General features: G+C 47.6%; 21 protein-coding genes, 1 other RNA gene and 2 pseudogenes. 4 read left to right on the top strand and 20 right to left on the bottom strand.

Annotated elements, in window-relative coordinates; genetic code table 11:
* Positions 1 to 15 precede the first annotated feature (15 nt).
* Positions 16 to 261, top strand: a complete 246-nt coding sequence (locus tag P378_RS23920; protein ID WP_420795959.1) for a YgaP-like transmembrane domain — start codon at positions 16 to 18, stop codon at positions 259 to 261.
* Here P378_RS23920 and P378_RS20680 read toward each other — a convergent pair.
* From P378_RS20680 to P378_RS02380, 3 genes are all read right to left on the bottom strand, one after another.
* Positions 221 to 484: a hypothetical protein gene (locus tag P378_RS20680; protein ID WP_238472782.1), complete on the bottom strand. Its 264-nt coding sequence runs from the start codon at positions 482 to 484 to the stop codon at positions 221 to 223. The two genes, P378_RS23920 and P378_RS20680, sit on opposite strands and share 41 nt — an antisense overlap.
* Before the next feature lie 5 nt (positions 485 to 489).
* A complete protein-coding gene (locus tag P378_RS20675; RefSeq protein WP_238472795.1) occupies positions 490 to 1,164 on the bottom strand; it encodes a sulfite exporter TauE/SafE family protein in 675 nt (224 codons plus the stop codon).
* A gap of 127 nt (positions 1,165 to 1,291) precedes the next feature.
* Positions 1,292 to 1,450, bottom strand: a complete 159-nt coding sequence (locus P378_RS02380) for an MFS transporter (protein ID WP_099082137.1) — start codon at positions 1,448 to 1,450, stop codon at positions 1,292 to 1,294.
* 398 nt (positions 1,451 to 1,848) lie between these two features.
* On the opposite strand from P378_RS02380, the pseudogene P378_RS02375 reads away from it, so the two are divergent.
* Positions 1,849 to 3,173: pseudogene (locus tag P378_RS02375) on the top strand (acetyl-CoA hydrolase/transferase family protein).
* 25 nt (positions 3,174 to 3,198) lie between these two features.
* Here P378_RS02375 and P378_RS02370 read toward each other — a convergent pair.
* The 4 genes from P378_RS02370 to atoS form a co-directional block, all read right to left on the bottom strand.
* Complete coding sequence (locus P378_RS02370) at positions 3,199 to 4,002, bottom strand: TIGR02186 family protein (RefSeq protein WP_099082136.1); 804 nt, start codon at positions 4,000 to 4,002, stop codon at positions 3,199 to 3,201.
* A complete protein-coding gene (locus P378_RS02365; protein ID WP_099082135.1) occupies positions 3,999 to 4,922 on the bottom strand; it encodes a sulfite exporter TauE/SafE family protein in 924 nt (307 codons plus the stop codon). The genes P378_RS02370 and P378_RS02365 overlap by 4 nt, the downstream gene beginning before the upstream one ends.
* Before the next feature lie 235 nt (positions 4,923 to 5,157).
* Positions 5,158 to 6,519, bottom strand: a complete 1,362-nt coding sequence (locus P378_RS02360; protein WP_099082134.1) for a sigma-54-dependent transcriptional regulator — start codon at positions 6,517 to 6,519, stop codon at positions 5,158 to 5,160.
* Positions 6,520 to 6,559: 40 nt separating this feature from the next.
* Positions 6,560 to 8,401 carry a two-component system sensor histidine kinase AtoS gene (gene atoS / locus P378_RS02355; protein ID WP_099082133.1) on the bottom strand — a complete coding sequence of 614 codons (1,842 nt, stop codon included), beginning with the start codon at positions 8,399 to 8,401 and terminating at the stop codon, positions 6,560 to 6,562.
* Positions 8,402 to 8,531: 130 nt separating this feature from the next.
* On the opposite strand from atoS, the gene P378_RS02350 reads away from it, so the two are divergent.
* The gene (locus tag P378_RS02350; RefSeq protein WP_099082132.1) at positions 8,532 to 8,753 is read left to right on the top strand and encodes a hypothetical protein; all 222 of its coding nucleotides are present in this window, start codon (positions 8,532 to 8,534) and stop codon (positions 8,751 to 8,753) included.
* Here P378_RS02350 and P378_RS20665 read toward each other — a convergent pair.
* From P378_RS20665 to P378_RS23315, 6 genes are all read right to left on the bottom strand, one after another.
* Positions 8,652 to 9,041 (bottom strand): metal ABC transporter permease, encoded by a 390-nt coding sequence (locus P378_RS20665; RefSeq protein ID WP_274378629.1) that lies wholly within the window; start codon positions 9,039 to 9,041, stop codon positions 8,652 to 8,654. The genes P378_RS02350 and P378_RS20665 overlap by 102 nt on opposite strands.
* Before the next feature lie 68 nt (positions 9,042 to 9,109).
* The gene (locus P378_RS02340; RefSeq protein WP_238472794.1) at positions 9,110 to 9,520 is read right to left on the bottom strand and encodes a Fur family transcriptional regulator; all 411 of its coding nucleotides are present in this window, start codon (positions 9,518 to 9,520) and stop codon (positions 9,110 to 9,112) included.
* A gap of 124 nt (positions 9,521 to 9,644) precedes the next feature.
* Complete coding sequence (locus tag P378_RS02335; protein WP_099082130.1) at positions 9,645 to 10,181, bottom strand: BON domain-containing protein; 537 nt, start codon at positions 10,179 to 10,181, stop codon at positions 9,645 to 9,647.
* 75 nt (positions 10,182 to 10,256) lie between these two features.
* Positions 10,257 to 10,751 carry a 2-thiouracil desulfurase family protein gene (locus P378_RS02330; protein ID WP_099082129.1) on the bottom strand — a complete coding sequence of 165 codons (495 nt, stop codon included), beginning with the start codon at positions 10,749 to 10,751 and terminating at the stop codon, positions 10,257 to 10,259.
* A 58-nt stretch (positions 10,752 to 10,809) separates the two neighbouring features.
* On the bottom strand, positions 10,810 to 11,250 hold the full coding sequence (locus tag P378_RS02325; RefSeq protein WP_338013806.1) for a DUF362 domain-containing protein: 441 nt from the start codon (positions 11,248 to 11,250) through the stop codon (positions 10,810 to 10,812).
* Positions 11,246 to 11,455 carry a hypothetical protein gene (locus P378_RS23315; protein ID WP_338013803.1) on the bottom strand — a complete coding sequence of 70 codons (210 nt, stop codon included), beginning with the start codon at positions 11,453 to 11,455 and terminating at the stop codon, positions 11,246 to 11,248. The genes P378_RS02325 and P378_RS23315 overlap by 5 nt, the downstream gene beginning before the upstream one ends.
* Before the next feature lie 179 nt (positions 11,456 to 11,634).
* Here P378_RS23315 and P378_RS23915 point away from each other — a divergent pair, with 179 nt between their 5' ends.
* Positions 11,635 to 11,991: a hypothetical protein gene (locus tag P378_RS23915; protein ID WP_420795958.1), complete on the top strand. Its 357-nt coding sequence runs from the start codon at positions 11,635 to 11,637 to the stop codon at positions 11,989 to 11,991.
* An 11-nt stretch (positions 11,992 to 12,002) separates the two neighbouring features.
* Here the strand turns inward: P378_RS23915 and ssrS are convergent.
* The 7 genes and pseudogenes from ssrS to P378_RS20645 form a co-directional block, all read right to left on the bottom strand.
* Positions 12,003 to 12,184, bottom strand: a non-coding RNA gene (gene ssrS, locus P378_RS02315) — 6S RNA.
* Positions 12,185 to 12,300: 116 nt separating this feature from the next.
* Entirely contained in the window at positions 12,301 to 12,549 is a 249-nt protein-coding gene (locus P378_RS19285) for an EamA family transporter (RefSeq protein ID WP_180260937.1), read from the bottom strand.
* Between the two features lie 409 nt (positions 12,550 to 12,958).
* Positions 12,959 to 14,139 (bottom strand): annotated as a pseudogene (locus P378_RS02305) (aminotransferase-like domain-containing protein).
* A 65-nt stretch (positions 14,140 to 14,204) separates the two neighbouring features.
* Positions 14,205 to 15,734, bottom strand: coding sequence for a MocR-like pyridoxine biosynthesis transcription factor PdxR (gene pdxR / locus P378_RS02300; protein WP_099082127.1), 1,530 nt, complete (start codon positions 15,732 to 15,734; stop codon positions 14,205 to 14,207).
* Positions 15,735 to 16,660: 926 nt separating this feature from the next.
* Positions 16,661 to 17,395: an IclR family transcriptional regulator gene (locus tag P378_RS20655; RefSeq protein WP_238472778.1), complete on the bottom strand. Its 735-nt coding sequence runs from the start codon at positions 17,393 to 17,395 to the stop codon at positions 16,661 to 16,663.
* Positions 17,371 to 17,661, bottom strand: a complete 291-nt coding sequence (locus P378_RS20650) for a hypothetical protein (RefSeq protein WP_238472777.1) — start codon at positions 17,659 to 17,661, stop codon at positions 17,371 to 17,373. The genes P378_RS20655 and P378_RS20650 overlap by 25 nt, the downstream gene beginning before the upstream one ends.
* Before the next feature lie 83 nt (positions 17,662 to 17,744).
* On the bottom strand, positions 17,745 to 18,002 hold the full coding sequence (locus P378_RS20645; protein WP_238472776.1) for a hypothetical protein: 258 nt from the start codon (positions 18,000 to 18,002) through the stop codon (positions 17,745 to 17,747).
* Between the last annotated feature and the right edge of the window lie 59 nt (positions 18,003 to 18,061).

Raw genomic sequence — 18,061 nt, 5'->3', positions numbered from 1 at the left:
AAAAACCACCTGCGGGTGGTTTTTTTGTATATCCCCCTGTGTTTTCGGTATACTAATCCTCAAACTTCTTTTATCGCGGGGGATGAGGTTGTGCATTTAGATTGGGAGAAAAATTTAGGCAACACGGACCGGCTGATCCGATTTCTCCTGGCCCTTTTGCTGTTGGCCCTTGTTTTTACAAAAACGATTACGGGTTGGTGGGCTGCCCTGGCTTTACTGTTCAGCCTTTTTCAATTCGTTGAGGCAGCTTTTGCTTACTGAATTCTTTATGATCTGATGGGTTGGTCAACCCGGCCTGGGCGTATGCGGACTTGATGAGCATATAAATAATGATTCCACTGAGAACTGCCGCAGAACTGAGCATCAAATACCCCGCCAGGGTGGGTAACAGCATCTGCTTCAGGAGAACCGCCGCGCCGGCCAGCAGTAACGTTATGCCAAAATAAAGACGTATTTTCATCCCCTTGATATAGGCTGTAGCCACCGACCCTATTTGGCTCCTACAGCTGCGCCCACCAGCATAACCAGAGCGCCGATGATTTCTACTTTGCCCGAGAGGGCATAAATATAGGCACCCCAGGAATTGGTAATCAGTATGGCAAACAAATCGGTGCCCACTGCCATCACGGTGGGAAGCCCCAGAAAATAAATTAAAATGGGAACCCGCACAAAACCGCCGCCTACTCCCAGAAAGCCGGAGATAAACCCGCTGAAAACACTTAAAAACACAATCACCCAAATGGAAATGGCTTTAACATTTGAGGTGGGAAAGCCGATATAAGGCCCGAACCTTAATCCCTGTACCCACTGGACCAGTTTGGACTTATTTCTTTCCGCATTTATTTTTTGCTCTTCATTTAACCGGGAGTAATGGTAATAGTCTTTGATCATAAAAATCCCCAGGGCAAACAGGAGAATAATATAGACGATTCTTACGGTGGGTCCCACCTGCCCGATTTTCTCAAGATACAGAATGGATTGCTTGCCCAGAGAAACGCCGTACATCCCCAGCAGGCCCATAATTAAGCCCAATTTGAAATCCACGTGGCGGAGCAGGGCATGTTTAAAGGTGGCGACAATGGATTTGCCAAAAATATGAGCGATATCCGTACCAATGGCAAAGGCCATGGGAAAACCAAATATATTCAAGGCCGGAGTGACAATAAAGGCCCCTCCGATCCCAAAAAACCCCCCAGGATCCCCACAAAAAAGCCAAGCATTAACAAAGCCAAACCATTTACATCTGCATTGGCAATGGGCAAATGCAACAAGGCCGTTCCCTCCTCTCCCTTTATTGTTCCCCTTTGATCCCGAACAGCCTTAATACAATTTCTGTAAACAACCCCACAGACACGCCCACCACCGACATTAAGGCCACCACAATTAATCCATACTGGGCTTTATTAAGATTATAAATAGCGACAATGTATTCGTTTAAGGAATCAATCATTTTCTTCACCTCATTGAACCACAAGTTATCCTTAACGTTGTAGTGACAATTATTAATCCTGAATCTTATTTTTAAAGGTCTTGATTAATTGTTTGTAGTGACAAATTTGTGAATCTGTTCACTTGGCTTTTGAGCAATGAATTACTTTGTTTTAAAGCGCTTGCTGTTTGCTTTTTTCACCGCCATGCTAGCATATTTGTTTATTGTTTTCAAGTGTTATAAACAGTTCACTCTCAAAAACAACCATGCAACGTAGAATTAATATTGCAAATCACGTTCATAATTTAATTTTAAGTTTTTGCATAAAAAACCCTCTATTAGTGTGACAACACATTCTTCCATTGGTTAGTGTAAAGTGATATAATTCACTTAGCAATATAGATTCGGAGGTGAAGCATTTGGTTTGGTTTAAAGCAGGTCCTCTGTTTGAGGACTCTGAAAAATTATCTACGATGTACAGGGAAAAAAGAGTTTCCGCAGCCGAGGCTGTTTCCGTTATTTCTTCCTGCGATAACATTGTCGTTCCCCCTGGCGCCGCTGAACCGGAGATTCTGATGGAAGTTCTGGCGGAACGTCGAGGTGAGCTGAAGGACGTAAGAATACATCAAATGCTGCCTTTACGGGAGGCCAGCTATCTCAAACCGGGTATGGAACGTCACTTCCGCCATGTTTCCTGGTTGACCAGCAGTGTCGTGAAAAGGGGCGTTAAAGAAGGACGGGCGGGTGTGATGCCCGGTTACCTGTACGAATACCCCACATTCATCCGGGATATCGATGTCGATGTCTTTATGGGAACGGTTTCCCCCATGGACGAGCACGGGTACTTCAGTTTTGGAGTATCGGTTGATTATACCATTGCCGCGGCCGGCTGCGCAAAAAAGGTCATTCTGGTGGTTAACCCCAATATGCCCCGGACCATGGGCTACAGTTTCATCCATATCTCCCAGGCGGACTTGATCGTAGAGGATCAATCTCCTCTGCTGGAAATGCCCAAGCCAACTTTAAACAAGATTGACTTGAAGATCGGTGACTATGTTTGCGAACTTGTTGAGGACGGTTCGACCCTTCAGTTGGGCCTGGGTTCGGTGGCCAATGCGGCGGCCCAGTGCCTGAGTGTTAAAAAAGGGCTTGGTATTCATACCCATTTCATAACCGATGTGATCGTGGATCTGGTGGAGTGCGGCGCGGTAACAAACCGGCGTAAAAACCTTCATCAGGGCAAAATCATTTGCAGTTCAGCCGTCGGAAGCAGGCGTTTGTACCAATTTATGAATAACAACCCGTTGTTTGAAATGCATGCTGTTTCCTATACCAACGATCCGATGGTTATATCCAAAAACAATAATATGGTTGCCATTAATTCAGTTGATGAAATTGACCTGTTAGGCCAGTGTGCCTCAGAACCCATCGGCCCCAAGCTTTATTCCGGCACCGGGGAACAGGTCGACTTTGCCCGTGGCGCCATGAATGCCCAAAACGGCAAGAGTATCGTCATCCTGCATTCCACCCACAAGGCAGAACAAAAATTGTTCCTATGCTGGAAAGCGGTTCTGTGGTTAGCCTCAGTAAAAATGATGTAGATTACGTTGTTACCGAGTATGGCATTGCCAAGTTAAGGGGTAAAACCTACCGCCAGCGGGCGGAATCCCTCATTGCCATCGCTCATCCGGACCACCGGGATGGGCTCTCTGAAGCAGCCAAAAAGTTTGGTTTAACCAGATAAAGCCGTGATGCGTTGCATCACGGCTTTATCTTTGACAAATCTCCCTTAACAATCGTGCCCTTCTCTCCTCTTCCCTCCGGTATTCGATGATCTCCAGTATTTGTGCCACCGTTAAGAGAAAAATTGGTACCATAAATAAAGAAATAACCATCACCGGGGAGAGCGATAATTCCTGGGAACCCAATGAGAGAAGTGAAGAGGGCTTCAGGTGAAGGCTTTGTAGCTCTGAGACAATGAGCTGTTCGTTCACCAGCGCCATGGCGGTAACTTCGATCTGTCCCAGGGGCATTCCTTGTACTAATGGAATTTCTGCCCAATAATTGCGGCCATTCCTGTTTACCACCCCCTGGCGCACGGAAAACAGGTGTTTTTCATCTTTGATCTTAAGTGCCAGGTCAATATAATCCTGCTGGTTTTTCCGGTACGCCTCATTGATGGCCTGCCGCATTCTTACCCAGGCGCCGGAAACCAACTGCCGGTACGCAGGGTCAATCCCCAACTCTTGCCAATGGCTTTTTTTAATCCGGTCCACCGGAACAGAAGTTAAAACCTGATAAAAACCAGGCAAACCCTGAACTTCCGCTTCGTTAAACTTCATAAAAGAATCGTTTTCATAGAGTGTCACCAGCACCGGCCGGTCAGGTCCTTCCACCTTTATGAAAACAGGGACGTTTTTCGGCGCCTGACCAAAAACCGTAACGGTTTCCCGGGTAGGGTCCAACCCCACTTCGATTTCCTGTTTAGACAGCTGGCAGGTCAAATCCTCTGCCCAGACTGTAACGGGAAATAACAGGATCAGTGTCAAACAAACTACAGCCGCCACCCTCATCCCTGAACACCCCCAAACCAACCAAGCAGGTTGATGGGAAAACTAAAATGCTGGATCAATAAGTTAAGATTGGGTTGGCTGCTTGTGAGAACCCAGAGGGTTATTGAAGTAATCAGGACCAAAACCGCAGCAACGGGTACCGGGTAGGGCCTCTTTTTCATAATCGTAGAGATCACCAACACGGTGATGGATGAACCGAGGAATAACCACAGCAAAATCTGTAAGTTGATGGGGAGAGCCAGAAAATCACTGCCCAGAGAGATGGCCAACATCCCGATAAAGTTTGCTGCCATTGCGGTCCCTACAGCCATCATGACCGGAATATCCAAGCAAACGATCAGGAAGGGGCTCACCAGAAGGGCGACCACCGGGCCCAGTAATTTACCGGCAAAAGCAAGCACCAGTCCCAGGGTAACGGGAATGACCCAAGGTACCTGTATCATGCTGGCAGGTAAAAAGGTCTTCCCCGGCAGCCTCCTCAGGGCTTTTATGACCATTTTTCTGTACCGGTTGTTGGGCCTAGGCAGCAGCGGGAACGACCGGATACGGTGCAGCACGGCTCCCACCAGCAGAAGCAGGTAGGGGATCAAAAGGGCTTTGTAATAATCTCCCCAGCTTTCCATCATCCAGCTTACTTTGCCGGCCAGGAACATGCCGGGCAGTACGCCCAGCAGTAACAGCAGCAGCAGTTTGCCGTCCACATTTCCCACCTGCCACTGGCTGACAGCCGTCGGCACAATCAGGGCGGCCAGGTGAGCCAAACCAATGGGGATTGCAATCTCGGGCGGCAGTCCTGTAAGAATGATTAACAGGGGCACGACCATAAAGGATCCTGCGTTCCCCAAAATCGGGAACAACATGCCCACAAAGATACCAATGAACATAAAGGTCATGGCGCCTGAGAAGAGGATATTTTCCATTTGGCAGTCCCCCAATCCTTAACACTTCATTGTCGTCCTATATTGCAAAATGGGTGCCAGATGAGAAAAGGGCCGGCCGGATTTCTCTGTAAAAACACGGGACCCTGATTTTGCACTATTCCTAAAGGATAAATAAAAAACGGCCTTAGCAGCCGTTTAATATATTCGCTTCGTAAGCAATTTTGTAATGACAAAAACGGGGTAAAACTACCCACCACCGGGCAATTTTTGCCCATTACTCAATGCCCAGCTCCTTTATCTTGGCATATAGGGACCTTCTGTTGATACCCAGGGCCTTGGCCGCGGTGGTCCGGCACCAATTGTTTTCTTCCAGGGCCCGTAAAATCACCTGCCGTTCAACATCGGCGACAATTTGCTTAAGGGGCAAATTCTGCTCACCCGGGCTGCCAGGATCAAAAAGTTGTTTTTTCTCCGCTGTGGCGATTTCGATATCCTCCGGCACAATGATGGATCCCCTGGCCATAATAATGGCCCTTTCCACCACATTTTCCAGCTCCCGCACATTCCCCGGCCAGTCGTAACTCATTAATAATTTGGTGGCCCCTTCGGAAAATCCCCTTACCTGCCGGTTGAATTCCTTATTGTACTTGGCCAGGAAATGAGCAACCAGCAGGGGGATATCTTCTCTTCTTTCCCTCAAAGGCGGGATGACGATATTGATTACATTGAGCCTAAAAAACAAATCTTCCCGAAAACCGCCTTCCATCACACTTTGTTTAAGCTTTCTGTTGGTGGCTGCCAGGATTCTCACATCCACCTTGATGGTGGTGGTCCCTCCCACACGATCAAATTCCTTTTCTTGAATGGCCCGCAAAAGTTTGGCCTGGGTCGCCAGACTGATTTCCCCGATCTCATCGAAAAAAATGGTTCCCTCATGGGCCACTTCAAACTTACCTACCTTGGAACTGCTGGCTCCGGTAAAGGCCCCCTTTTCGTAGCCAAACAATTCACTCTCTAAAAGACTGTCCGGCAGGTTGGCACAGTTGATTTTAATAAAGGGCTTATTGCGACGGGAACTGTTATAGTGAATGGCTCTGGCCACCAGTTCTTTGCCGGTGCCGCTTTCTCCCTGAATTAAAACCGTGGCATTGCTGTCTGCCACCCGTCCGATGTCCTTGTAAACGGCCTGCATGGCAGGAGAACTGCCGATCATATTGATGCCGCCTGGTTCGTCAATTTGATCCTGCGGTTGAAAGGTTGCCACCGTCTCGGTTTGGGCCGCTGCCCTTTGCACCAGGCTTAAAAACTCATCCAGGTCAAAGGGCTTCACAATATAGTCAAAGGCCCCTAATTTCGTAGCCCGGATGGCCACCTCGGTGGTGCCGAAGGCGGTCATTAAAATAACCGGCGTATTGAGTCCCGCAGACTTGATTTGTTCCAGCAAAGAAAAGCCGTCCTTTTCAGGCATGCGAATATCGGTAACAAGAACATCCGGTTTTAATTTCATGAGTTTCTCCAGGCATTCCCGCCCGTCCACCGCGGTTTCCACCCGGTAATTTTCATCGGTTAATACATCATAGAGGAACTGTCTTACACTCTCTTCATCATCTACAACCAGTACCAGTTTTTTGGCCATCTCTAACACCTCCGGATACGTCTGCTGCCAAAATTTCGAATTACCCCGCCGGTAACAGAATCCGCACGGTTGTGCCCAACCCCTCTTGACTCTTTATTTCAATGCTGCCGCCGTGGGCCCGGATGATCTCATCCGCAATGGTCAGCCCCAGTCCGGTTCCTTTGGCCCGGGTGGAAAAGAATGGGTCAAACAATTTATCCAGTAGTTCTTCGGGCACCCCGCACCCGGTATCTTTGATATCAATGGTAACCATTTTTTCCTCTACGTCGTGCCCGGTGCTTATCCTTACCTCACCGCCGCCAGGCATGGCCTGAACGGCGTTATAGATAATGTTCATGAGAACCTGCTCCACCTGGTCCGGGTCCATATTGACTTCCGGCAGCCCTTCCCCGGGGATAAAGGTAAATTGAACCGTCTCGGCGTGGGTTTCTGTAAAAAAGTTCAGGAGCCTGCTGACAAAACCGTTGACATTGACCTGCGTCATAACGGTGCTGGTTGGTTTGGCAAAAAGCAGCAGTTTGTTTACGATGGAATCCAGCCGCTTGACCTCCCGGTAAATGGTATTAAGGGATTTCACCGTGGGCGTTTTGCTTTTCAGCCAGAATTGGATATAACCGCTGATGGAAGTTAAAGGATTTTTAATTTCGTGGGCAACACCGGCCACCAGCTTGCCCAGGGAAGCCAGTCTTTCCTGTCTTCTTATCTGTTCTTCCAGGCGCCTCCTGTGGGTGACATCCCGGCAGCTTAAAACTGCGCCTACCACCTGTTTGCCGGCATCATACAGGATGGACGTATTGGCCAGCAGCTGTCGTTCTTGAATACCCGGTAGTTTCATTAAAACGTCCTTGGTTTCCTGCCCCTGTAAGCAATCCGACAGTATTTTTATAATTTCGGAACCCGGCGGAAAAGCTTTGGCCAAATGATAACCCAGGACATCTTCAGGTAAATCGAAAAATTTACGGGCGGTGGAGCTGACACTGACGATCCTGCCTTTCATATCGACCCCTACAATGCCGGCATCGATGTTCGCCATGATAATTTCATTATAATTCTGGGCGCTGGCCAACCTTGAGGCCAGGTCGTTAATAGCCTTTGAGATATCGCCCAGTTCTCCCATGGAGGGGGGAATGACGTAGGTCAGGTCAACCTGCATTTTCTGCAGGCCTGCTTTAATATTGGCCACTGTGTCCAGGTAATTTTTTAACAGGAAGAAGGTGCTGCATAGTCCCAGCATAAAGCCAAAGAAAATAACCGTGTAGGCAAAACTTTCGGCTTGCAGGATTTCTTTATTAATGCCGCCCAGTCTTTCCCCGGCCCATACCACCGCTTCAACCTGCTGGCCGGACATCATGGGCCAAAAAATGATTAGTTTCTGGTTACCCGGCGGCCCCAGGACAATCTCCATGGGCTTTTTGGACCAGATCACCCTGTCAAAGGCATCTTTCCACTGGGCCTGTTCAGACCACTGGGTATCTTCGGATACATCCAGAAAAAGGTCCTTAAAATCCATATAAGGAAGGTGACTGTCCTGGCCCATTTGGACCAGCACTGCTTTCATATCCGGTGAATAGTAACCCAACTCGATGCCGTGGTGTTTTTGGAATACTTTCATCACGACCCCGGCCAATTCCCTGTTCAACGCTTTAATTTGTTCAGGACGGGGTTTATTGGCAATGGTTTGTTTATTTATCAGACCGGACACGTCCGGCGGCACTGTCTTTGACAGTTCTTCCACAGCCAGGGTCAGGGCTTCCCTCTGTTCCTCCAATACCACCGGTTTGGTGTGATTAACCATGTATAACATAGCCCCAATGATTAAAACAGGGAGCAGCAGCAGAACACCGATTAAAATCATCAGCTGGTTTTTAAATTTGTTGATCATAATTCACCTTGTCTAACTAATTAGTTTTGTAACCATCTTAGCATTTCCCCTTGATATAGCCAACAGAAAATAATTTCATTGGCAGAACAGATTTGGGCAAAATATATTTATACTTGAGGGAGGTGAAAAAATGTCAATCATAGATGAATATCGCAAAGGAATGCAGCATGAACTGCCGGAAATCGAGCATTACCTGCACCGCCCGGTCGGCCACACCCAACCCCGGGAAATCAAATCGCAAAAGGCCCAGTTAAACAGTGTCCACCGGCACGGCACCCAGAAAAGCGTTAAAATGGGTATGGCCTATAAAACCGGCGTCAGAGATATGAAGCACAACATCAACCGCGACTAAATTCCGCCCCCACCCTCCGGTGGGGGTTTTCATGAGTGAAAGGTATCCATATGAGAAAGCCGCCTGAGAAAACACAAACAGGACGGGGTATTTGCCATCCTGTTCTCTTTTACACGCTACTGTCCTCCCTTTCAAACGGGCCCCTTCCTCATCAAAGGAAATGAAGAACAGTTCTTTCCTTAACAACATCACCAGAGCAAAAATGGCCAGCCCGGTGGAAGCGATAATTTTCAAATCAGTCTCATTGATGGCCACAATACTGCCAAAAAGATAACTTATAAAGTCAATGGATTCACCATCAGCAGAAACAGTACGAAGATATGGAGCAAACGGTGTTTTTTCAAGGACAGACCCCCTTACTTCATACAGTTTGCACAGATACCAAAAATTTCAAAACTATGTTTTTCTATTTTAAAATTTTCTACCTGCTGGCTGTCCATAAATTTCAATGGACAAAAATTTATTTCCTGGGAACTGCCGCATTTGGTGCAGATAAGATGGTGATGGTGCTCGGTGTTGTTCAACTCGAACAAACTTTTCCTATCACCAAAGTTCAGTTCGGTTAAAATACCAAGATTCAATAAAAGGCTGAGGTTTCGGTAAACCGTGTCCAGGCTCATACCGGGATACTTTTCCGTTATCTTGCCGTGAACTTCTTCAGCACTTAAATGGTGATTGCTGCTTTCTAAAAAAACTCTGAGAATCTCCTGCCGCTGGGAGGTGATTTTTAACCCTTTAGCCTGAAGTTTGTTTATATAATAATCCACTTTCAATTTCAGGGACCTCCTGTTAGGAATGATTACTACTAAAATTATAGCATTATTTGGATTTTCATCACCCCCCAAAGTTGAAAGGGAGCCCTTGAAAAGGCTCCTTCCCTGCATCTTATCGCTATTCGAACAACCCGTCCTTAAAATCAGGGTCCTCGCGGTCGTTATTGACCTGGCTGTGGAACAGTTCTTTCAGGGTGATGTCGTCCACATCTCGAAAACCGGTGCTGAAAGATACCTGGCTGATGACATCCCTGACTCCCCTGGCCCTGGTGGCCGCCTCAATGGCGTTTTGAATCTCCTCCTGGCTGTCCGAGCGGCCCCGCAGGTAAACCGTGCCGCCGATGCTTTCGGCGCCGATATTTTTTAAATTGATGCCGCTGTTTTCTAATTCTTCGTATACTTCTGCGGTAACTTCACCGTCATTAATCTGGCCGTCGGTACTGATGGTGACGCCGTTTTCAATGCTCCTGATGCCGGGTACCCTGGAAACCAGTTCATGCAGCTGTCTTCTTTCGCGGAGAGTATCCACCAAACCCATCAGGTGCACTTCCCCGTTTTGCACCTTAGCTTTAATTCCATAGTCCTTCAGTCCGTTGGTTTTGTCTATAAGAGCCTGGACTTGCGCCTGCAATTCCTTATCGTGATTCGAATGCATTCTCTCATCTCCTTCAGGGTTTATTGCTATTATTCCCCCAATGGAGAGAGCTATCAGTCAAAAAACGGTTCCTTTTTATATTTTTCGATTTAGTTTGTTCAGAAGTTCTTCCGTTACCTGTTCTTCAGAAAACACTTGAATGTTGTTTTTGGTTAAAAGGGCTGCAGTGACACCCATGCCGTCCACCAACTTTCGCCGGACAGCAGTTGTCCCCGGCAGCCTGTTATAAATCCAGGAACTGCCGCAGGACGGGCTGCGCTCTTTGAGAATGGCAGCCTTAACATCATGCCGCCGGGCAATTTGCAGCACCCTGGCCGCCCCTGCCAGAAATTCGGCGGTCACCTCTTGGCCGCTTTCATTAAGCAGTCTTGCCCGGCCTGCCAGGGCATCGAAGCCATCCCCTTGTTCGATATCCACCGGTTCTCTGGGTGTCGCCAGACCCCCCAATACCTCCGGGCAAACAGGAATAGCCAAACCCTTTGCTATCAGTTCAGCCACAGGCTGAATCAGGTTATCTCCTCCATGGTACTTGCAAGGAATCCCCGCCAGGCAGGCACTGACCAGAATCATGGTACCCCCTCCTTCTTTCCTTCTCATCTTACCACAGGGGGCTGCACATATTTAACACTTATTTTAACTGCAGTGGCTTTAACCTGCCCTGGTCCACCACCACCGGGTACCCGTAGGCCGCCAGGCCAAAAGCTTCTTCCGCTTCATTAAGGGGGATGCCCTTTAATTCCACCTTTTTCAGATCTCCTTCTCCCACACCTCCCAGGGCCAGCTCATAGAGATACTGCACTGCCTGGGGCATAAATCCCAGCAGCCTGGCTCCCACCACGTCTGTGGATACCGGGTCCGTTCCGGCAACCACAAGGTCCGAATTGACGGGTTTGCCCTTGGAGGGACCAGTGCCCACCATGGCCTTGTCCCCGCTGAGGATGGTCAGGTCAATGGGGATTTTTTCCGCCATGGCGGCAATAAACCCGTGCAGCCGCTCATGAATGCCCCTTTGTGTTTTGGGCCAACCGTGGATTTCCGCCGGTGGCCAGGACAGGGCGATGTTTTTAATGCCCAGCGAAACTGTAGCTTCCTCGTGGTGTTTTATTTGGGTAAAGGAAATTAGTGTTTACCCAGTTGGGCGTAATGACAACGGTATCCCCGGGCTTAAAGATTTCATCCGCCGGCAGCATTTCAATGGCCCGGCAGACCGCCTGTCCTTCCAATGGATCTCTGGTAACGGCCACCACCGGCCGTTCCACTCTTCTTTTCCGCATAGAATCCCTCCGTATGGTTACTATCATTAGCTTAAACCTTACCGGAGGTTCCTATGCTCTTCTCTTTGCCTTCCAAATAAAAAACAGCCAGGCAAAAGCCGCTGGCCGTTTGTTTATGAGCCGGTTACCGGTGCCTGGCAAACCCAATCTCTCTTCTTGTTATCACTGATAACGCTCACATGCACATGAACAAATTCTTTAAATTTCTCTTTCACCTGCAAGGTCACTCGGGGGCGCCCTTTGTACTGTCCACCCTGGCCCTGGGCAACATTACAGGGGCGATGGTCTTTCAGAGCACCGTCATTCCTGCCATCGGCATTGCTTTGACTCCCTGGAAATTAACACCCCTGGCTTTGACCAGCGCCCTGCTGGCCGTTGCCGCGGCCGGGTTTGTATTGTACTGCCTGAAGACAACCGGTCAGATTAAACCAAGGACCTGGCTTACAACGGGGTACTTTACGGTATTTTCCTTGCCACCCTGGCGTTTGCTTTTTAAACTGAGACATAAACAAATAAAATCCTCAGAGCAACTCTGAGGATTTTTTAAATATTACCCACTTAGCCGTCCACTTGGTGTTTTTAAATACCCGCCTCTCGCAGGTGGGTGCCAGCTAGATGGTTTCTACCTTCCGCCTTAGCCGAGCGGCCTGGTATACGCAATCTAAGTCCAGCTCCCTCAAAAACACTGTGGGTTTAAAAATCATCAAGCAACGCACAAAGCAGGATGCCAGGCGGGTCGGGACGACCCACACCAGATTGTTTTTCCTTCATTATCCGGGTCATCTTTGTAGGAGTTATGATACCAGAAAACATTTCTTTAGGCAAGACCCGGGGGGCAGAAACAATTAACAACTCGCCAACGCAACGCCAAACAAGGTGAGAGCCGCGCCAAAGATTTGCATAGGATTTGGCACCTCGCCGATAAAGAGAGCGGCAATTACCATCGCCACAGGGATAACCATATACATGTAAATCATCACCTGATTGGCGCCCAGGGTTTCGATGCCGCGATACCAAATTACCAGAGAAAGAGCGGTAACCGGGATGGGATGTATAGGACAGACCCCCAGGCGGTCAGGCTTACTGCCCCCCAATCCAGCGTAACCATATCCGGCAGTGTTAGAAGGACAAGAGCCAATGTTCCGAGCAGCGCCGCTATAACAGCCAGGGTGTTGTCCATGCTCGCATCCGGGTAAATCCGTGTTTGCGGTGTGGTCCCGGTTTGTTTTTGGAAGGTTACCTTGATAACTGCTTATAAAATAAAAAACTGCCTTGTGCTAAGAGCACGGCAGTTAGTCATTCTGTAAATGAATAAAATATGGCAAGCCGCAATTCTTAACCTATACAATAATATCTTGTTAGGTATTTTCTCACGGGCTTGCACATGGTAATTCTCCTTTAGTTCTTTATCATAATTTTATAGTAACACTGGCAGAAATAGCCTGTCAATCTTCGTGGGTAAAAATATAACCGTTCTGCCGTATCCACTAAGAGGCTGCGTTGTTAATATTCTTTGATCGCCTTGGCCAGACGCTTGATTCCTTCAACGATTCTTTCCTCAGGCATATTGGAGTAATTCAATCTCATTGTATTGGTTACGCCTCCGTTGGGAAAAAACGAATCTCCCGGCACAAAGGCCACATTATGTTTCAGGCATCGCACCAGTAAATCTGCAGCTTTAATATGGGGTGGTAAGACCACCCAGGTGAATAAGCCCCCCTGGGGGTAAGTGAAATTCACGTTTTCAGGAAATTCTTCTTCCATGGTTTTGAGCATAATGTCCCTGCGACGCCGGTATACTTTTTTAATTTTTTCAATATTTGCATCCAGATTATAGAGTTCTATGAATTTGGCAATTTCACCCTGGCTGATAGACGAAGTATGCAAATCTGCCCCTTGTTTGATCAGGATGTATTTTTTCAGGAAGTTAGCGTCAGCGGCGATCCAGCCTATTCTCAATCCCGGGCAAAAGACCTTGGAAAAGGTACTGATAAAAATGACCAGTCCCTTTGTGTCAAAGGATTTTAGAGCAGGCAGCATTTCCCCTTCAAATCTTAGTTCACCGTAAGGGTTATCTTCAATAACTGGTATTTCGTATCGGTTTACAAGTTCCATGAACCTTTGTCGTCTCTCAAGGGACCAGGTTCTGCCTGAAGGGTTCTGAAAATCAGGAATAACATAGATAAACTTAATCCTTGTTGTGGTCTCCAGGATTTTTTCCAGTTCTTCAATAATCATCCCGTTATCATCGGTGGGAACTTCCAGAAAAACCGGCCTATATGCTTTAAAAGCACTTATGGCAGCCAGGTAGGTCGGGCTTTCACACAGCACAACATCGCCTTCATCAATAAACAGCTTACCCGAAAAGTCCAGTCCCTGTTGTGACCCGCTGATGATTTGGATGTTCTCGTAGGTAACACGGGTCTTGAACTTCCTGTTCATTCTTTCGGCAATTTGTTTGCGAAGGGGCACAAATCCTTCGGTGGTAGAATACTGCAGCACCTGGCTGCCGTTTTCTTCCAAAACCTGCGCAGAAACAATTTTCATTTCTTGGACGGGAAATAACTCCGGAGCCGGCAGCCTCCGGCAAAAGAAATCACCTCAGGATTTTCCGTAATCTTTAATATCTCACGTATTTCGGATGCTTTCAAATCGTCCATACGCCTGGCTAATGTGACCGCCATCATGATACCCCCTCATCGAATTATACAGGCCACCCTACCAATACTTGCGCTCCCCCGAAAAACAATCAGAACAACGGATTTGTCTGCGCTTTTATTTCTTTTTCCAGGCTCTCAGTGCTGACCAGCGTCTCCCTCAAAGCTTTTACCAACCGTTTCACGCCTTCTTCGATAACACCCTTTGGCTGTAATGCAAAGTTTAACCTTATATGATTACACCCCTGCTCTTCCAGATAAAAAGCTTCTCCCGGCACAAAAGTCACCCCTTGATCAATGGCTCTCATTAGAAGAACAGTTGACTTATCAATCCTTTCCGGCAGGCGGCACCACAGGTACAGCCCCCCTTCAGGAACGTTCCAACAGACACCGGGCAGCATGCTTTTCTGCAGGGCATCCATCATCATATTGCGGCGTTTTACGTATTCCTGGCGAATCATCTGCAGGTGCTGTTCAAACAAACCCCTGCGCAGAAAACCATCCAAAACAAATTGGGCCAGACTATTGGTATGAATGTCGTTGAGTTGCTTTGCCATGACAATTTGACGAATGACCGGACGGGCAGCGGCCAGCCAGCCTATCCTTACTCCAGGCGATAAGGTTTTGGAAAAGGTGCTCAGGTATATGACATAACCGTGCTGGTCAAGAGCTTTTAATGACGTTACCGGCTGACCCTCATAGCGCAGCTCACCGTACGCGTCATCTTCCAAAATGGGAGTACGATAGCTGTATGCCAGATTCAACATTTGCCGCCGGCGCTCCGGACTCATGACCGTCCCGGATGGATTCTGGAAGTTCGGTATGGTATAGATAAACTTTGGTTTATACCGGGCCAGAAAAGACTCCAATAAATCAGTTCTCATGCCGTTCTCATCAATTGGCACCCCGATTACCCTGGCTCCTGCTGAACGGAACACTTGCACAGCACAGAAAAATGAGGGTTCTTCAGCCAGAATCACGTCGCCGGGATCAATCAATGTCCGTGCCGCAAGGTCGATTCCCTGCTGGGAGCCGGATAGGACAAGAATCTCCTCGGGTGAAACTGCAGCCCCGCTTTTCCTCATGAACCGGCTGATACTTTCTCTCAGGGGATAATAACCCTCTGTGGGGAGAAATGACAGAGTGGCTTGACCGTGTTTCTTCAGGATCTCTGACTGTATGTCTTGAAAAACGGAAATGGGATATAGTTCCACTGCAGGGATGCCTAAAGAAAATGAAATGACATCCTCGCGACGGTGAAGCAGTTGCATAAGATCTTGTAACAGGGGATTTTGCTGCCTGGATGAAGTTACACTAAAAAACTGGCGCCAGTGAATCGGCTCGGGACAGGCAAAAGGAGCGTTTTGACCACGGGCTGCAGAATGAGGTTCTAAAACCACTGTTCCGCATCCGACCCGCGATTCAATCAGGCGGTCAGCCTTCAGTTCATGATAGGCATTGAGCACCGTACTGCGATTCACATTTAAGGTCTCCGCAAGCTTTCGTTCCGGGGGCAGCCGGAAGCCCGGAGACAATACACCGGAAAAAATCATGTCCCGTATCTGGTTTTTAATCTGCAGATAAAGAGGTGTCCTGCTTTCACGATCCACATGGATAAGCATAGATGTCAATGCTCCTTTGAACTGTAAATGGCTCCAACATTGGTATCCAATAGTTCGATCCAATTTTCATACTAACAGGTTTTAACGAAAATACAACCACCAATTGGAGCGATTTATTAACCAGCCAATCCTGCTTTTTAGAGACATAATAAAAACCCCACTGTCTCAAAAGAGAGAAGTAGGGTTTTCTTTTCCAGCGGGACAATCTGTTTGCAAAAAACGAACATGGGAAGTCTATCTCCGAATTAACACTGATAATAATGATAATTCCGGTGAACATATCTATTCTGCCCGTTATTTGAAGAGCGTAGACCATGATGACCAATCAGAAGATAATATTGACGCCTACCGGACCTGGCATAAAAGCAGCAGTAGTTAAGAACGGGAATATAGTGTCAAGTTGATTCTAATTACTATGGGTTTGACTGATTCCAACTATTAGAAATAATCTTTCAAAACATAGTTTGTTCTCCGGTCTGCTACCCACTCAAATGTGTAATAGGTTCCCCAGTAAACAAAATTTTACAAATAATATGAGCTAGTCCCCATTGTTTTTCCTAATATGAAAAGCACCAAGTATTAGATGATTGGTGCTTTTATCGTTATGCCCTTATCTGTTTACTATGCCTCTCTTTCCCTAATCTTCCTCTTTGCCCTCTAAATGTACGATGTTTTTTAACACCTAGCGAAGCATCTAAAATTACCCTATCAAAACTACCCAGATCAGCTATTCCATTAGCAATTAAATTTCTCTTTACAACGGCCAAATGATATGGTTTAACCACTTGTGTCCTACCATAATTAGTCTCTTAAGTCCACAGGTATCTTTGCAAAATGGAAAAAAACTAAGCAAACCCATGAAAAGACAGCATGAAACCAGAGGCTGCCAATGACAGCCATTCTTTAAAGAGGTATCTGAGGGCTAATCAGTTTGTGGCTGCTTCTGCCTGAGCTAACTGGGGGACGATGAAGAGTTCTTTCGTTTTGAGCCCCAGTGCGATAACAGCTTTACCCAGCTTGGTCAGGTAATATTTCCGGGTACCGGATACCTTCTTGATGATCCCATGAACACGTAGAAGTTTGAGTATGCGGAAGACGGAAGCCGGACTCAGTTCCGGCAGCAATCGTCGGACCGATTTGTTCTGCAAACCGTTGATGTTGAATTCACCGTGCGCCAGTACTTCGAACAATTTCTGATCTTCCCGGCTGAAGAAGTTAAAGCCTTTAAAACTTCTGTCGTTGGCCTTCTTGCTTTCCGAAAGTTCCTCTAATTTCTTCACGCCGTCACTGGGGTCATCCAAAGAAGATACAAACTCCAGATAGCGGCGATTGGCAGCTTTCAGCAGTCGGCTGAGCGGATACAGGCTGTAAATATTCTTCTTCATCGGCGCGATTTTCTGTGTGACGGTTCCATCCCGCTGCTGGACTTCCCGAGAATGCTTGAACTGTGAGACATCATTCACGGTCGTTTCAATCCGGAGCACGTAGCCAAATTTGTCATACATCTTGATGCTGACTGCACCCATCTGGTGCTTAATTCTCGTACCGAGAATACGCTTGTTGAATCGGTTGCCCATTTCGCCCTCGTAGTTCCCGTGCAGTTTTTGTCCCAGGAACGTGGCGATGTTCTCCGGTTTCACAGAATGGATGGCGGTATGCACGATGGCATCATAAGAAACTTCAGGTCCTCCGGGTCCCGGAAGACGATGTCCGTCGCATATTCCACTTGCATAATGCTCCAACGGTAGGTAACGTGCAGCTTCTTGATCATCGGGCAGTACCGGTTAGCCAGAATGTCCAAGACTTGATGAAGGTCTTCCACCCGAATATGGTCGGATAGCTGCTGCGCTTTTTCCCAGTCACTGATGCTAAGGAAAGCATTATCCCGCATTTGGTAGTTGATGCCTTTTGGATAGCCGGGATGCAAGCCAATTGTGCCCGTTCATGTAAAACTGAAGGCGAAACGGACACCACATGGGGACACGAAGATAACAGAGTCCGAAGTCCGGATCAATGAAGTAAAAGTAGTAGTGCAGGCATTTTCCGGAGTCCGTTTTCCTTGGCTATCCGTTCGGCATGCTCGCGAAGTTCTTCGTGCAGCGCGTTGGCCCAATCCGGGTAGTCGAAGATTTTGATGTTGATTTGATATAAGTACGATGTCATACCGCCGTCGAAACAAAGCACCGGAATATTGCCATGGATCACGATCCGATCGTAGCATGCCAGTACTCCGTCAATCTTGTCTTTGTAACGCTCGGTAAGTAACATCGTTCATTCCCCCCACGTCGCTGTTATGATTGCACAGTAATTCGACATTCCGCATGACG

This window comes from Desulforamulus profundi (assembly GCF_002607855.1).
The sequence above is the reverse complement of the archived record's forward strand: the minus strand, read 5'-3'. Positions and strand labels throughout refer to the sequence as shown.

Bases quoted from the DNA above. Each gene is read 5' to 3' on its own strand.
- P378_RS23915 (WP_420795958.1), top strand. From the start codon at position 11,635: ATGCACATGAACAAATTCTTTAAATTTCTCTTTCACCTGCAAGGTCAC.
- P378_RS02365 (WP_099082135.1), bottom strand. From the start codon at position 4,922: ATGGAAAATATCCTCTTCTCAGGCGCCATGACCTTTATGTTCATTGGT.
- pdxR (WP_099082127.1), bottom strand. From the start codon at position 15,734: ATGCTTATCCATGTGGATCGTGAAAGCAGGACACCTCTTTATCTGCAG.
- P378_RS02380 (WP_099082137.1), bottom strand. From the start codon at position 1,450: ATGATTGATTCCTTAAACGAATACATTGTCGCTATTTATAATCTTAAT.
- P378_RS02330 (WP_099082129.1), bottom strand. From the start codon at position 10,751: ATGATTCTGGTCAGTGCCTGCCTGGCGGGGATTCCTTGCAAGTACCAT.
- P378_RS02360 (WP_099082134.1), bottom strand. From the start codon at position 6,519: ATGGCCAAAAAACTGGTACTGGTTGTAGATGATGAAGAGAGTGTAAGA.
- P378_RS02370 (WP_099082136.1), bottom strand. From the start codon at position 4,002: ATGAGGGTGGCGGCTGTAGTTTGTTTGACACTGATCCTGTTATTTCCC.
- atoS (WP_099082133.1), bottom strand. From the start codon at position 8,401: ATGATCAACAAATTTAAAAACCAGCTGATGATTTTAATCGGTGTTCTG.
- P378_RS02350 (WP_099082132.1), top strand. From the start codon at position 8,532: ATGTCAATCATAGATGAATATCGCAAAGGAATGCAGCATGAACTGCCG.
- P378_RS23315 (WP_338013803.1), bottom strand. From the start codon at position 11,455: ATGCGGAAAAGAAGAGTGGAACGGCCGGTGGTGGCCGTTACCAGAGAT.
- P378_RS02335 (WP_099082130.1), bottom strand. From the start codon at position 10,181: ATGCATTCGAATCACGATAAGGAATTGCAGGCGCAAGTCCAGGCTCTT.
- P378_RS20645 (WP_238472776.1), bottom strand. From the start codon at position 18,002: ATGTTACTTACCGAGCGTTACAAAGACAAGATTGACGGAGTACTGGCA.